Consider the following 13,774-nt stretch of genomic DNA (forward strand, 5'->3'; position numbering starts at 1 on the left):
GGGGTGGCGTCGGCTTGCCGGGTACGAGGAGGGCGTCGGCCTCGGACTGGGGCGGCAGTCGCGTACGAGGAGGTCGTGCGCCTCGGACTCGGTCAGCCGCGCGCGAGGAGGTCTTCGACCTCGGTCTCGGTCGGCATCGCGGAGGAGCAGGCGAGTCGGGAGGCGACGAGCGCGCCGGCCGCGTTGGCGTACCGGATGGTCTTCTCCAGCTCCCAGCCGGACAGCAGACCGTGGCAGAGGGAACCGCCGAACGCGTCTCCGGCGCCGAGGCCGTTGACGACCTCCACCGGTACCGGCGGGACCTCGGCGACGGTGCCGTCGCGGTGGACGGCCAGGACTCCCTTGGGGCCCTGTTTGACGACGGCGAGTTCCACGCCGGCTTCCAGCAGGGCTTCGGCGCAGGCGCGTGGTTCGCGTACGCCGGTGGCGATCTCGCACTCGTCGAGGTTGCCGACGGCGACGGTGGAGTGCCGCAGGGCCTCGGCGTAGTACGGGCGGGCCTCGTCCGGGTCCGTCCAGAACATCGGGCGCCAGTCGAGGTCGAAGACGGTGGTGCCGGACTTCGCGCGCGCCTTCAGGGCGGCGAGCGTGGCCGAGCGGCTGGGCTCCTCGCTCAGTCCGGTGCCGGTGATCCAGAAGATGCGGGCCGCGCGGATCGCGAAGAAGTCCAGGTCGTCGGTCCGGATCTCCAGGTCCGGCGCCTTGGGGCGCCGGTAGAAGTAGAGCGGGAAGTCGTCCGGCGGGAAGATCTCGCAGAACGTGATCGGCGTGGGGTACGCGTCGACGGGTGTGACCCAGCGGTCGTCGACGCCGAACCCTTTGAGCTCCTCGTGGAGGTAGGTGCCGAAGGGGTCCTGTCCGGTGCGGGTGATCACCGCGGTGGCCCGGCCCAGGCGTGCGGCGGCCACCGCGACATTGGCCGCCGAGCCGCCGAGGAACTTTCCGAAGGTCTCGACCTGCGCGAGCGGCACACCGGTCTGCAGGGGATAGAGATCGACGCCGATGCGTCCCATGGTGATGACGTCGAACGATTCAGCGTCGAAGGGTTCAGCGGACTCAGGCATGCGTGACGCTCCTGATGCGTGGGATGCGGGCAACGGGGCGCCCGATGCCTCTTAGGTGTAGGACCCACAGCAAGCCCCTGTCAAGACTTTGTACTGACATTCGGACCTGCTCAGGAAATGATGTCTTAACAAAGTCTTGACAGGTGGGTGCATCAGGGACTTGTATCCCGTCCCAACGAAACAGCCGCGTCATCGGCACATGACCCGGACCCCCCGTCCGAGCCCCGCACGGGCTCAGCGCCCCGGCGCCGTCCCGTTCCCTTTCCCCCCGTCGCACAGTGAGGTGCTGGAAAGATGGACCGCACGTTTCACCCCCGCTCTCGTAGAATCGCCCCCCTCGTCGCGCTGGCAGCGGCGTCCGCGCTCCTCGTCGCGGGCTGCTCCAGCAGCTCGGGCGGCAAGAAGTCGGAGGACAGCGGCTCCGGAGCGTCGGCCGGCAAGGCCAACACCCCCCGCATGACGATCGCGCTGGTCACCCACCAGGCCCCTGGCGACACGTTCTGGGACATCGTCCGCAAGGGCGCCGAGGCCGCGGCCGCCAAGGACAACGTCAAGCTCATCTACTCCGCCGACCCGAGCGCGGGCACCCAGGCCAACCTGGTCCAGAACGCCATCGACCAGAAGGTCGACGGCATCGCGATCACCCTGGCCAAGCCGGACGCGATGAAGGACGTCGTGAGCAAGGCGAAGACGGCGGGGATACCCGTGGTCGGCCTCAACTCGGGTCTCAGCGACTGGAAGAAGCTGGGCCTGATGGAGTTCTTCGGCCAGGACGAGACCGTGGCGGGCGAGGCGCTAGGCAACAAGCTGAACTCCGAGGGCGCCAAGAACGCCGTCTGTGTGATCCAGGAGCAGGGGAACATCGGGCTCACCCAGCGCTGTGATGGCGTGAAGAAGACGTTCAGCGGCAAGACCCAGACCCTGTACGTCAACGGCACCGACATGCCGTCCGTGAAGTCGACGATCACCGCCAAGCTCAAGCAGGACACCTCCATCGACTACGTGGTCGCGCTGGGCGCCCCGTACGCCCTGACCGCGGTGCAGTCGGTGGGCGACGCGGGCAGCAAGGCGAAGATCGCGACCTTCGACCTCAACAAGGACCTCACCACGTCGATCTCCAAGGGTGACATCCAGTTCGCGGTCGACCAGCAGCCCTACCTCCAGGGCTACTTGGCGGTCGACTCCCTGTGGCTCTACAAGACCAACGGCAACTACAGCGGCGGTGGCGAGCAGCCGATCCTGACCGGCCCGGCCTTCGTCGACAAGTCGAACGTCGACGTGGTCGCCAAGTTCGCCGCGAAGGGCACCCGGTGACGAAGATGACCCAGCAGGCTGAGCCGGCGGTGACCATACCGCCGGCCTCCGGCCCCAAGGAGACCGACGGGCGGACCGCGCAGCGCTCTCTGGCGCTCCGGCTGCTCGCCCGGCCCGAGGTCGGCGTGTTCCTCGGCGCAGTCGCCGTGTTCGTCTTCTTCCTCATCGCGGCGCCGGCGGTCCGCTCCGGCAGCTCGATGGCGACCGTGCTCTACCAGTCGTCGACGATCGGCATCATGGCGCTGCCCGTCGCCCTGCTGATGATCGGCGGCGAGTTCGACCTGTCGTCCGGCGTCGCCGTGATCACCTCGGCGCTGACCGCGAGCATGCTCAGCTACCAGCTGACCATGAACGTCTGGATGGGCGTGATCGTCGCGCTCTTCGTCTCCCTCGCGATCGGCGCGTTCAACGGCTGGATGATGGTCCGCACCGGGCTGCCGAGCTTCCTGGTCACCCTCGGCACCTTCCTGATCCTGCAAGGCGTGAACCTCGCGGTCACCAAGCTGATCACCGAAAACGTCGCGACCGACGACATCAGCACCATGGACGGCTTCGACCAGGCGAAGAAGGTCTTCGCCTCGTCGTTCGACGTCGGCGGTGTCCAGGTGAAGATCACCATCGTGTGGTGGCTGGTCTTCGCGGCGATCGCGACCTGGGTGCTGCTGCGCACCAAGTACGGCAACTGGATCTTCGCGGTCGGCGGCAACCAGGACAGCGCCCGCGCGGTCGGCGTGCCGGTCACCTTCACCAAGATCACGCTGTTCATGACCGTCGGTTTCGGTGCCTGGTTCATCGGCATGCACCAGCTGTTCTCGTTCAACACGGTGCAGTCGGGCGAGGGCGTCGGCCAGGAACTCATCTACATCGCCGCGGCGGTGATCGGCGGCTGTCTGCTGACCGGCGGCTACGGCTCCGCGATCGGCCCGGTCTTCGGTGCCTTCATGTTCGGCATGGTGCAGCAGGGCATCGTCTACGCCGGCTGGAACCCCGACTGGTTCAAGGCCTTCCTCGGCGTGATGCTGCTCGGCGCCACGCTCATCAATCTGTGGGTCCGCCGCACGGCGACCCGGAGGTGAACTGACTCATGGCAAGCAACGGATCCGGACCCGTCGGCGCGATCCTCAAGGACACGCCGTCCGAGGACGGCACCGCCCCCCTCGTCGAACTGCGCAACGCCGGCAAGGCCTACGGCAACATCCGCGCCCTGCACGGCGTGTCCCTGACCGTGCGGCCCGGCCAGGTCACCTGCGTGCTCGGCGACAACGGCGCCGGCAAGTCGACCCTCATCAAAATCATCTCGGGTCTGCACCAGCACACCGAGGGCGAGTTCCTCGTCGACGGCGCACCGGTGCGCTTCAACACCCCCCGCGAAGCCCTCGACAAGGGCATCGCCACCGTCTACCAGGATCTCGCCACCGTGCCACTGATGCCGGTATGGCGGAACTTCTTCCTCGGCTCCGAGATGACCAAGGGCCCCTGGCCCGTGCGCCGCCTCGACATCGCCCGCATGAAGCAGACCGCCGACGAGGAACTGCGCAACATGGGCATCGTCCTCGACGACCTCGACCAGCCCATCGGCACCCTCTCCGGCGGCCAGCGCCAGTCCGTGGCCATCGCCCGCGCCGTCTACTTCGGCGCCCGCGTCCTCATCCTCGACGAGCCGACCGCCGCCCTCGGCGTCAAGCAGTCCGGTGTCGTCCTCAAGTACATCGCCGCCGCCCGCGACCGCGGTCTCGGCGTCATCTTCATCACCCACAACCCGCACCACGCCTACATGGTCGGCGACCACTTCAGCGTGCTCCGCCTCGGCACCCTCGAACTCAGCGCCGACCGCACCGAGGTCAGCCTGGAAGAGCTCACCAACCACATGGCCGGCGGCGCCGAACTCGCGGCGCTCAAGCATGAGTTGGCGCAGGTGCGCGGCGTCGACGTCGAGGAGCTCCCCGAAGCGGAAGACCTCCAGGCACCCGTGGCGGCCTCCTCCGAAGGGACCTCCTGAGATGACCACTCCCCTCGACCGCATCCGGGTCGGCTCGGCCCCCGACTCCTGGGGCGTCTGGTTCCCCGACGACCCGCAGCAGGTCCCGTGGGAACGGTTCCTGGACGAGGTCTCCGAGGCCGGCTACTCGTGGATCGAGCTCGGCCCGTACGGCTATCTGCCGACCGACCCGGCCCGGCTCACCGCCGAGATCGACAAGCGTGCTCTCAAGGTGTCGGCCGGCACGATCTTCACGGGGCTGCACCGCGGACCGTCCGTCTGGGACTCCACGTGGAAGCACGTCAGCGAGGTCGCCTCGCTCACCCAGGCGATGGGCGCCAAGCACCTGGTCGTCATCCCGTCCTTCTGGCGGGACGACAAGACCGCCGAGATCCTCGAACCGCCGGAGCTGACCGCCGAGCAGTGGGCCCACCTGACCAAGGGCATGGAACGGCTCGGCCACGAGGTCAAGGAGACGTACGGCCTCGACATCGTCGTCCACCCGCACGCGGACACCCACATCGACACCGAGGACCACGTCGAGCGCTTCCTCGACTCGACCGACTCCGACCTGGTCAACCTGTGCCTGGACACCGGGCACTACGCCTACTGCGGCGGCGACAGCGTCAAGCTCATCGAGACCTACGGCGAGCGCATCGGCTATCTGCACCTCAAGCAGGTCGACCCGGAGATCCTCGCCGACGTCGTCAAGAACGAGGTGCCGTTCGGCCCCGCCGTACAGCGCGGTGTGATGTGCGAACCCCCGTCGGGCGTACCGGAGTTGGAGCCGGTGCTGGTCGCCGCCCAGCGTCTCGGCGTGGAGCTGTTCGCCATCGTCGAGCAGGACATGTACCCGTGCGAGCCGGACAAGCCGCTCCCGATCGCCGTACGCACCCGCAAGTTCCTGCGCTCCTGCGGCGCCTGACCATCTGAAGGGACCATCGACCACCATGACTCAGCGCGGAACACTCGGGGTGGCCGTCATCGGCACGGGCCGGATGGGGGCCGACCACGTACGCCGGATCACCGAGGTCATCAGCGGGGCGCGGGTGACCGCCGTCGTGGACATCGACGCCGAGCGGGCCAAGCAGCTCGCCGACGGCATCGACGGCTGCACGGCGTACACCGACCCGGCCGCCGCCCTGGCCGCCGACGACGTCGACGCCGTGATCATCGCCTCCCCCGGCCCGGCCCACGAGGCGGCGCTGCTCGCCGCCTTCGAGCACGATCTGCCGGTGCTGTGCGAGAAGCCGCTCACCCCGGACGCGGCCTCCGCGCTGCGCGTCATGGAGGCCGAGCAGAAGCTCGGGCACCGCAGGGTCCAGGTCGGGTTCATGCGGCGGTACGACGCCGAGTACATGAAGCTCAAGTCCCTGCTGGACAGCGGCGAGCTGGGCCGGCCGCTGATGCTGCACAACCGGCACCGCAACGCCGACGTGCTGTCGTACTACACCGAGCAGATGCTGATCAACGACTCGGTCGTGCACGAGATGGACGCCGCCCGCTGGCTGCTCGACCAGGAGATCACCGCGGTCACGGTGATGAAGCCGAGGCCTTCCGGCAACGCGCCCGAGGGCCTGTCGGACCCGCAGTTCGTCGTGTTCGAGACGGACGGCGGAGTCCTGGTCGACGTGGAGATCTACGTCAACTGCCGCTTCGGCTACCAGGTGCAGGCCGAGGCGGTCTGCGAGAGCGGCACCGCGCGGATCGGCGAGGCCCACGGGATGTCGGTCAACGCCGGTGGCCGGTGGGGTGGTTCGATCGCCCCGGACTTCGTGGAGCGGTTCGAGGAGGCGTACGACCGCGAAGTGCAGGCCTGGGTCGACGCCACCCTGCGCGGCGAGGTCACCGGCCCCAGCAGCTGGGACGGATACGCGGCGGCGGCCGTCTGCGAGGCGGGTGTCCGCGCCCAGGCCGAGGGCCGCCGGACCGAGGTCGAACTGATCGAACGCCCCGCCCTCTACCGCTGACACGACGGACACCCGTACGTCTCCGGGGCGGCCTCGTCAGGTCGACGAGGCCGCCCCGTCGGGTGCGTAGCCGAGGACTCCCTTGATTTCCAGGTAGTCGTGGAAGCCGAACTCGCCCCACTCCCGGCCGTTTCCGCTCTTCTTGTAGCCGCCGAACGGACAGGCGAAGTCGAACCCGTCGTTGACCGCGACCCACCCCGCCCGGATGCGGCGGGCGACGGCGCGGGCGCTGTCGAGGTCCGCCCCGGCCACGTAACCGGCGAGGCCGTATTCCGTGTCGTTCGCGATCTCGACGGCGTGGTCCACACTGTCGTAGCCCAGGATCGTCAGCACCGGCCCGAAGATCTCCTTACGGGCGATCGTCATGTCGTTCGCGACATGGGCGAAGACGGTGGGCTTGACGTAGTAGCCCTTGTCCAGACCGTCCGGGCGTCCGGTGCCGCCTGTCACCAGGGTGGCGCCCTCGTCGATGCCCTGCTGGATCAGCCCCTGGATCTTCTCGAACTGGGCCTCTGAAACCACGGGCCCCATCACGAAGTCGCCGCCCGGGTCGCCCACGGTGATCCGGGACGCGGTCTCCCGGGCGATGACCATGGCCTCTGCCATACGGGCGCTGGGCACCAGCATGCGCGACGGCGCGCTGCACGTCTGTCCGGAGTTGCCCATCATGGTGGCCACGCCCTTGCCGACGTTCTCGGCGAAGGCCGCGTCGTCGAGGACGATGTTCGGGCTCTTGCCGCCCAGCTCCTGTGTCACGCGCTTGACGGTGGGCGCGGCGTTCCTCGCGATCTCGATGCCCGCGCGCGTCGAACCGGTGAAGGAGACCATGTCGACCCCGGGATGACGGGAGAGCGGCACCCCCACGCCCAGGCCGTCGCCCTGAACGAGGTTGAACACACCGGCGGGAACACCCGCGGCATCCAGGATCTCGGCGAAGATCTGCCCGGTGAAGGGCGACTGCTCCGACGGCTTGAGCACCACGGTGCACCCCGTCGCCAGCGCGGGGAAGACCTTCACGGCGATCTGGTTCATGGGCCAGTTCCACGGGGTGATCAGTCCGCAGACGCCGATCGGCTCCTTGACGACGAGCGTGGCCCCACGCCGTTCCTCGAAGACGAAGTCCTTGAGCACCGCGATCGCCGTCATCAGATGCCCGGCCCCGAGCCCCACTTGGAAGCCGTGGGCGAGCGCGGTCGGCGCGCCCATCTCCTCGGTCAGCGCCGCGGCGAGGTCGCCGGCCCGCTTCTGGTACACGTCGAGGATGTTCTGGAGCACCTCGACCCGCTCCGTGCCTGTGGTCGTCGACCAGTCGGGAAAGGCCCGCCGCGCCGCCGCGACCGCCCGGTCCACATCGGCGGCCGAGCCGGCCGCCACCTTGCCGCAGACCTCCTCGGTGGCGGGATTCACGACCTCCGAGGTCCGCGGCTCCGCCGGATGCGTCCACTGGCCGCCGATGTAGAACTTCAGGTATTCCCGCATGATCACTGCGTCCCTTCCGCGTACCAGGTCCGGAACTCGTCGTAGCTCGGCATTTCTTCGGAGTTCGCCTTCGGGTCGACCGCCACGTGGATGACTCCTGGTTTCCCGCTGGCGTACGCACGCTTGATGGCGGGGGCGATGTCCTCGTCCCGTTCGACGTACTCGCCGTGGCAGCCGAACCCTTCGGCGACCTTGTCCAGCCGCGTGTTCCGGCTCCAGTGCACGCCGGTCTCCAGCGACCCCTGCCCGAAGGTGCGCTTGTAGACGCCCACTTCGAGGCCCCAGGCGTAGTCGACGCCCACGACACAGACGAGAGGCAGGTTCAGGCGCGCGGCCGTCTCCAGTTCCGCGATGTGGAACTGGAAGGACGAGTCCCCGGTGATCAGCATCAGGGGACGTTTTCCGCCTTCCGCCACCGAGGCGCCCACGGCGTAGGGAAGTCCCGTGCCCAGGTGGCCGAAGTTCTGGTTCCACATCACGTCGTGGGGCTTCGCCTGGGAATAGGTCCAGCCGAAAATGGTGGTGGCGCCGCCGTCGCGGACCATGATGCCGTCCTTCGGGAAGATCTTGGTCGCTTCGACGATCAGGCGTGCGGGATGTACGGGAGACATGCCGGAGGGGGCCGTTTCCGCGAGCTCCGCCAATTGGGCCGCGTCCTGTGCGATCCAGCCCGCGAGTTCCGGTGACGCGGTGCGTGGTGAATCCTTGAGGGCGTCGACGAGTTGCGGAACGATCGCGCGCAGGTCACCCACCAGCGGCACGTCGACCGGACGGTTCACGCCGATCGCCTCGGGATCCTGCTCGACGAGAATCCATGTGCGGTGGGCTTCGTTCGCGACCCAGTGACGCCCGCGTCCGTAGTGGACGGGTTCACCGAGTTCCGTACCGATGGCAAGACACAGGTCGGACCGCACCACCGCGTCGATCGCGGCCGCCGAGAAGCCATAGGGGAAGGTGCGGTCTTCGAGTCCCTGGATGTACGAGGTGCCGCCCGACGTCTGAATGACCGGGCAGGCCATCGCGTCGGCGAGCGCCTTGACCGACTCCCCGGCACGGGAGGTATGGACGCCATGACCCACGAGGAGAATCGGTTGCTTCGCCGCGCGGACGGCCTTCACGGCCTCGGCGATCCGGTCCGCACCGGCCGTCTGGCCGACCAGGCGATACGCCGCGGGCGGCAACGGCGGTGGGACGTCCAGCTCTTGCTGGATCACATGGGAGGGGTACTCGATGTACACCGGGCCCGGTGTCCCGGTCAGTGCCTTGCGCAATCCCTCGCGGATGACTTCGTCGGTCTGGTCGGCGTACTCGATGCTGGCGCAGTACTTGACCGAGGGCTCGAACAACTCGGCCTGCTTGACGAACTGGATACGGCCGCGGCGCACCCGCTGTTCCGTGATCCGCGCCCGTTGTCCGCCGAGGAAGACGACCGGGGAGTTCTCGACCTTGGCACACATCATGGCGCCGGCGAGGTTGGCGACACCCGGGCCCAGCGTGCCGATGCACACCGCGGCCTTTCCGGTCATACGCGAGACCGCTTCCGCCATGAATCCGGCGGACTCCTCGTGGTGCGGCGCGACCACGTTCCAGCCGCGTTCCTCGGCGAGATGGAACATGTGGACGAAGTTCGGGTCCGGTATGCCGAAGATGGTGTTGATGCCCTCGGCTTCGAAGAGCTGCAGGATGCGCTCATACACCTTTACCGTCATGAGTTCTTGCTGCCTTTCGTGGCCATCGCGAAGCTCTCGCGGATGTGGTCGACGTGGGCCGTGGGGACGACCGGCAGGATCCAGGGGTCGGCCGTGTCGCGGATGGCGGCGATCTCTTCGCCGACCTGCTCGATCGACCAGGACGGCCGGTACACGCCCGGGGTCTCGGCGACGAAGGCCCTCGCCACCCGGCCCGCGATCGACACCAGCATCTCCCCGGTGACCGAACAGGACTCGTGGGCGAGCCAGCCGACGACCGGAGCCGTCAACTCCGGCCCCATGGGCGGAAAGGCCGAGGTGTCGATCCCCTCGGCCATACGCGTCAGGGCCCCGGGAACGATGACGTTGCACCGCACGCCCTCGGCGGCCCCTTCGAGCGCGACCACGTTGGACAGCCCGATCATGCCCGCCTTGGCCATGCCGTAGTTGGCGACGCGGTGGTTGCCGTACAGACCGCCGATCGACGAGGTCAGCACGACGCGGCCGTAACCCGCCTCGCGCATCAGGGGGAACGCGGGTCGCACGACGTGGAAGGCGCCCCGCAGATGGACGTCCAGGACGGCGTCGAAGTCCTCGTACGTCATCTCCGTGAGCGACGCCGGGCGCACGATCCCGGCGTTGTGGATGAGAACGTCGATCCGGCCGAAGTGATCGAGCGCCGACTCGATGACCGCCCGGCCGCCCTCGGCCGTCGCCACGGACTCGGTGCAGGCGACGGCTTGACCACCCGATGCCCGGATCTCCTGGACCACGTCGTCCGCCGGACCGGTGTCGACGCCGTCGCCGCTCAGGCTGCCGCCCGGGTCGTTGACGACGACCTTGGCCCCCTTCGAGCCGAGCAGCAGGGCGTAGGCGCGCCCCAGCCCCCGGCCGGCGCCGGTGATCACGGCTACGCGATCGTCGAATCTGAGGTCGGACATGGGGTGTTCCTCTCGCGACGCGGGCGGGATGCGGGGCCGGTGCTCGTCATGTGTCCAGCACGAGACCCTGCATCCCGCCCGCGTCGCGCCATGCCTGGAGCAGGTCCTCGAAGGCGTAGAAGCCGGGCCAGTAGGGCTCGCCCAGGTGCGACCGGATCAGCTGCTCGCCCTCGTTGTTGTAGTAGCCGGGCGTGCATTCCCGCTGGAAGTTGGTGTTGTCGACCGCGGTCTCCTTGACGGTCACGCACCACTGGTCCTGGGCTTCCGCGGTGGGTTCCACGGTCGAGGCGCCGCGCGCCAGGGTCTCTTTGATGACGTACGCGATGTGGTGGGCCTGCTGCTCGAACATCGCCGTCGTGCTCGCGGTCACGCCGCCCTGGAGGAACCCCGTGAAGAACTGGTTGGGGAAGCCGTGGCTCATGACGCCGTGCAGGGTGCGGTAGCCCTTGCCCCAGTGGTCGTAGAGCGAGAGGCCGTCGCGGCCGGTGAACGGCTGGATGCCGAGGCGGCGGTCGAGGTCGGTGGTGATCTCGAAGCCGCTGGCGAAGATGATGCAGTCGACTTCGTGCTCGACCCCGTGGGCGATGATGCCCTTCTGGGTGATGCGTTCGACGCCCTTGGTGTCCGACACGTCGACGAGGGTGACGTTCGGGCGGTTGAAGGCCGGCAGGTACTCGTCGTTGAAGCAGGGCCGCTTGCACAGGAAGCGGTAGTAGGGCTTGAGTGCTTCCGCCGTCCTCTTGTCCTCGACCGTGGCGTCGACGCGGTCGCGCAGCCGCTGCATCGCCCGATAGTCCTGGACCTCCCTGAGCTCCAGGAACTTCTCCGGATTCGCCAGCGCCGCCCAGCCGCCCGTGGCGTCCAGATGTGCGGCGAGGTTGCGGCTGACCTCGGTCCAGCCGTCGCAGACCAGGTCCGGCTGGCCCGGCGCGAAGGCCTCGAACGCGGCGGTGTGGAAGTTGCGTTGCCGCTCCTTCTGCCAGCCCGGTTCCAGCGTCTTCACCCATGCGGGATCGGTCGGCACGTTGCCGCGCTCGTCTATGTACGAAGGCGTGCGCTGGAAGACGTACAGGTGCTGGGCGGACCGGGCGAGGTGCGGGACCACCTGGATGCCGCTCGCTCCCGTGCCGATGACAGCGACCCGCTTGTCGGCGAGCTTGTCGAGCCCGCCGCTCATGTCGCCGCCGGTGTACGCGTAGTCCCAGCGCGCCGTGTGGAAGGTGTGCCCCTCGAAGTCCGTGATGCCGGGGATTCCGGGGAGTTTCGGCCGGTTGAACGGCCCCTGGCACATGACGACGAAGCGGGCGCGGATGTCGTCGCCCCGATTGGTGCCGATCCGCCAGCGCAGAATCGAGGCGTCCCATTCCAGCGAGCGGATCAGGGTGCTGAAGACCGCCTTGTCGTAGAGGCCGAAGTGCTTCCCGATGCGCTGACAGTGCTCGAAGACCTCGTCCCCGAAGGAGTACTTCTGCTTCGGGATGTAGCCGGTCTCTTCGAGCATCGGCAGGTAGCAGTAGCAGTCCGTGTCGCACTGGATGCCGGGATAGCGGTTCCAGTACCAGGCGCCGCCGAAGTCCCCGCCCAGTTCGATGACCCGGAAGCTGGAGACGCCTGCCTGCTGGATCCGGGCCGCGGCGATGAGGCCCGACAGACCGCCACCGAGGATCGCCACATCGATGTCGTCCGAGATCGGGGGCCGAGGCACGACCGGCGTGTACGGATCGGCCTCGTAGAACTCCTCGAACTCGCCCTCGGCCTCCAGGTACTGCTTCTGCCCCTCGCGGCGGATGCGCTTGTCGCGCTCGAACAGGTACTTCGCTCTGAGGGCCGCGTGGTCCGTCTCGGGCGTCTGTGTCGGTGCGCATTTCTGCATGCGAAGTCCTCGGCTCGGGCTGTCACTCGGGGCGTTCGTCGTCGGGGCCGGGAGATCTGGGGCTCAGGTGAGGTCGCGCGGTTCGCCGGTGCCCATGTAAGTGGCCAGGTTGTGGTGCAGGTTCACGATGCTGCGCTCGCGATACGGGTTGGGCTTCGGGCCCGAGAAGCCCCGCGCCTTCATGCCCTTCTGCACGGCTGCCATGTTGGAGAAGTCCTGCGGCAGGACGGTGCGCCAGGCCGGGTCGTCCGCCGGCGTGTACTCCCACGTCGTCTTCGGCTCCTCGCCGGGCGGGTAGAGCTCGTAGACGGCGGCCTCGAAGACACACTTGTCGGGGTCGTAGCCGTACGGCCGGGCGCTGTAGCAGAGCATGTTGTTCAGCGCGTGCCCGATCTGGAAGTTGGGGAAGATCTGCCAGGCGGTGCCGCTCCTGCCGATGTCCACGGGGTCGACGGTCGGCCAGTTCACACCGCGCGCCGCGTCGTCACGCCGGGCCGAGTCCAGCCAGTGCTTGAGCACCTGGTCGGCGGGGGTTCCCTCCGGCAGCTCGTCGACCAGCCGTTGCGCGGCGTCGACCAGCGTCCGGGTGGTGTTGGTGTTCGCGTGCTCCCAGGTGAAGTTCTGCAACTCGGCCGTCGACACACGGGGGTCGTCGCCGCTGCCGAGCCGCAGCTTCGCCTGGTTCTCGTCCAGGCCCTTGGGTGCGTCGTAGCCGATGTTGCTGTGCCTGCCCTGCGCCTTGGCCCAGCCGAGGAAACTGCCGAAGCTCATGAACTCCGGGTGGGTGCCCGGCACATGGTAGGTCTCCATGAACGCTTCGAGGGCGACCTTCCAGTTGCAGTCGAAGACGAGCCAGCGACGCCACCGGAAGCGCATGTTCTCCAGCTGGAAGGGGTCGAGCAGGGTGGCCGCGGGTTCGAGGTACTCCCGCAGAGGCCGGCAGTCCGGGTCCAGGTTGATCCAGATCCAGCCGCCCCAGGTGTCGACCTTGACCTCGGTGAGGCTGGTGTTCTCCTCGGTCAGCCCGCACGGCCAGTCCTCGCGTTCGGCCACGTGGGCGCACGTGCCCTCCAGGTTGTACCGCCACCCGTGGAAGCCGCAGACGAAGAGGCGACGGCGGCCGCGGGCGTCGTGTGCGCCCGGCGGAACGTCCACCAGGGGGCGGCCGCGGTGCGAGCAGACGTTGTAGTACGCGCGGACCGTGTCCGGTGCCGTGCGGACGACGATGAGCGAGTCGTCGAGGATCTCGTAGGTGAGGAAGTCACCGGTCTTGGGGAGTTCCTCGACACGGCCGACCTGTTGCCACACCTTGGCCCACAGCTTGTCCCGTTCCGCCCGGGCGTACTCCTCGGAGAGGTAGGCCTCCACTCCGATGGTGAGCGGTTGTGACAGCGGTTCCGCCGGGGGTTCCATCGTCGCGGAGTCGGTTTCCTGAATGTTGTCGACGGTTTCGCTCATGGCATTCTC

At 68.2% G+C, this 13,774-nt stretch carries 11 protein-coding genes; 5 read left to right on the forward strand and 6 right to left on the reverse strand.

The window, feature by feature from the left end; all coding sequences use genetic code 11:
* Positions 1 to 92: 92 nt before the first annotated feature.
* Entirely contained in the window at positions 93 to 1,064 is a 972-nt protein-coding gene (gene iolC, locus OG975_RS04650) for a 5-dehydro-2-deoxygluconokinase (RefSeq protein WP_406327621.1), read from the reverse strand.
* A gap of 294 nt (positions 1,065 to 1,358) precedes the next feature.
* On the opposite strand from iolC, the gene OG975_RS04655 reads away from it, so the two are divergent.
* The 5 genes from OG975_RS04655 to OG975_RS04675 are packed head-to-tail and all read left to right on the forward strand — an operon-like array spanning position 1,359 to position 6,326.
* Positions 1,359 to 2,378 carry a sugar ABC transporter substrate-binding protein gene (locus OG975_RS04655; RefSeq protein ID WP_406327623.1) on the forward strand — a complete coding sequence of 340 codons (1,020 nt, stop codon included), beginning with the start codon at positions 1,359 to 1,361 and terminating at the stop codon, positions 2,376 to 2,378.
* Between the two features lie 5 nt (positions 2,379 to 2,383).
* On the forward strand, positions 2,384 to 3,454 hold the full coding sequence (locus tag OG975_RS04660; RefSeq protein ID WP_406336143.1) for an ABC transporter permease: 1,071 nt from the start codon (positions 2,384 to 2,386) through the stop codon (positions 3,452 to 3,454).
* A gap of 8 nt (positions 3,455 to 3,462) precedes the next feature.
* Complete coding sequence (locus tag OG975_RS04665; RefSeq protein ID WP_406327624.1) at positions 3,463 to 4,377, forward strand: ATP-binding cassette domain-containing protein; 915 nt, start codon at positions 3,463 to 3,465, stop codon at positions 4,375 to 4,377.
* A gap of 1 nt (position 4,378) precedes the next feature.
* Entirely contained in the window at positions 4,379 to 5,281 is a 903-nt protein-coding gene (locus OG975_RS04670) for a sugar phosphate isomerase/epimerase family protein (protein WP_406327626.1), read from the forward strand.
* A gap of 25 nt (positions 5,282 to 5,306) precedes the next feature.
* A complete protein-coding gene (locus OG975_RS04675; protein ID WP_406327627.1) occupies positions 5,307 to 6,326 on the forward strand; it encodes a Gfo/Idh/MocA family protein in 1,020 nt (339 codons plus the stop codon).
* A 36-nt stretch (positions 6,327 to 6,362) separates the two neighbouring features.
* On the opposite strand, the gene OG975_RS04680 is transcribed toward OG975_RS04675, so the two are convergent.
* The 5 genes from OG975_RS04680 to OG975_RS04700 form a co-directional block, all read right to left on the reverse strand.
* Positions 6,363 to 7,805: an aldehyde dehydrogenase family protein gene (locus tag OG975_RS04680; protein WP_406327628.1), complete on the reverse strand. Its 1,443-nt coding sequence runs from the start codon at positions 7,803 to 7,805 to the stop codon at positions 6,363 to 6,365.
* A 2-nt stretch (positions 7,806 to 7,807) separates the two neighbouring features.
* Positions 7,808 to 9,514 (reverse strand): thiamine pyrophosphate-binding protein, encoded by a 1,707-nt coding sequence (locus OG975_RS04685; RefSeq protein WP_406327630.1) that lies wholly within the window; start codon positions 9,512 to 9,514, stop codon positions 7,808 to 7,810.
* Positions 9,511 to 10,434, reverse strand: coding sequence for an SDR family NAD(P)-dependent oxidoreductase (locus tag OG975_RS04690; RefSeq protein WP_406327632.1), 924 nt, complete (start codon positions 10,432 to 10,434; stop codon positions 9,511 to 9,513). Before OG975_RS04690 ends, OG975_RS04685 begins: the two co-directional genes overlap by 4 nt.
* A gap of 46 nt (positions 10,435 to 10,480) precedes the next feature.
* Positions 10,481 to 12,307 (reverse strand): flavin-containing monooxygenase, encoded by a 1,827-nt coding sequence (locus OG975_RS04695; RefSeq protein WP_406327633.1) that lies wholly within the window; start codon positions 12,305 to 12,307, stop codon positions 10,481 to 10,483.
* Positions 12,308 to 12,370: 63 nt separating this feature from the next.
* Positions 12,371 to 13,765, reverse strand: a complete 1,395-nt coding sequence (locus OG975_RS04700) for an SRPBCC family protein (protein WP_406327635.1) — start codon at positions 13,763 to 13,765, stop codon at positions 12,371 to 12,373.
* Positions 13,766 to 13,774: the final 9 nt, after the last annotated feature.

Origin of the sequence: Streptomyces sp. NBC_00203 (assembly GCF_045206325.1) — a bacterium.
GTDB classification, from domain to species: domain Bacteria; phylum Actinomycetota; class Actinomycetes; order Streptomycetales; family Streptomycetaceae; genus Streptomyces; species Streptomyces lutosisoli.

Excerpts from the sequence above, each read along its gene's own strand:
- OG975_RS04675 (WP_406327627.1), top strand. The coding sequence starts at position 5,307 with ATGACTCAGCGCGGAACACTCGGGGTGGCCGTCATCGGCACGGGCCGG.
- OG975_RS04685 (WP_406327630.1), bottom strand. The coding sequence starts at position 9,514 with ATGACGGTAAAGGTGTATGAGCGCATCCTGCAGCTCTTCGAAGCCGAG.
- OG975_RS04695 (WP_406327633.1), bottom strand. The coding sequence starts at position 12,307 with ATGCAGAAATGCGCACCGACACAGACGCCCGAGACGGACCACGCGGCC.
- OG975_RS04660 (WP_406336143.1), top strand. The coding sequence starts at position 2,384 with ATGACCCAGCAGGCTGAGCCGGCGGTGACCATACCGCCGGCCTCCGGC.
- iolC (WP_406327621.1), bottom strand. The coding sequence starts at position 1,064 with ATGCCTGAGTCCGCTGAACCCTTCGACGCTGAATCGTTCGACGTCATC.
- OG975_RS04665 (WP_406327624.1), top strand. The coding sequence starts at position 3,463 with ATGGCAAGCAACGGATCCGGACCCGTCGGCGCGATCCTCAAGGACACG.
- OG975_RS04690 (WP_406327632.1), bottom strand. The coding sequence starts at position 10,434 with ATGTCCGACCTCAGATTCGACGATCGCGTAGCCGTGATCACCGGCGCC.
- OG975_RS04655 (WP_406327623.1), top strand. The coding sequence starts at position 1,359 with ATGGACCGCACGTTTCACCCCCGCTCTCGTAGAATCGCCCCCCTCGTC.
- OG975_RS04700 (WP_406327635.1), bottom strand. The coding sequence starts at position 13,765 with ATGAGCGAAACCGTCGACAACATTCAGGAAACCGACTCCGCGACGATG.
- OG975_RS04680 (WP_406327628.1), bottom strand. The coding sequence starts at position 7,805 with ATGCGGGAATACCTGAAGTTCTACATCGGCGGCCAGTGGACGCATCCG.
- OG975_RS04670 (WP_406327626.1), top strand. The coding sequence starts at position 4,379 with ATGACCACTCCCCTCGACCGCATCCGGGTCGGCTCGGCCCCCGACTCC.